Source organism: Mycobacterium sp. 050134 (assembly GCF_036409085.1).
Classification (GTDB): domain Bacteria; phylum Actinomycetota; class Actinomycetes; order Mycobacteriales; family Mycobacteriaceae; genus Mycobacterium.
In genome coordinates, this window is sequence record NZ_JAZGLV010000096.1 from 1 (window position 1) to 294 (window position 294).

Consider the following 294-nt stretch of genomic DNA (forward strand, 5'->3'; position numbering starts at 1 on the left):
TGTGGTGGTGCAGAGTATTTCGTCGAGGGTGGCGGTTTGTTGTCCGAGGGCGAGTGCTCGGCGTTGGAGTTCGGTGAGGGGGTCGGGGTCGGTGGCTTTCAGGCCGCCGGCTTGATTGAGGCGTGTGGTGTCGAACATGGCTGGGCCGCTGGCGATTTCGTTGGTGATCAGGTAGCGGCCGGCATCGGGTGTGCGGCGTACGTCGGTTTCGGCGGCGCAGGTGTTGGTGAGCTTGGCTGCGTCGCCGTAGTTGATGCCGACCTGTAATACCTGTGGTTCGGCTTCGAGGATGGC

General features: G+C 63.3%; 1 pseudogene. It reads right to left on the minus strand.

Features of this window, described 5'->3' with window-relative positions:
- A pseudogene (locus tag SKC42_RS27555) lies at positions 1–294 on the minus strand (glycosyltransferase); the annotation flags it as partial.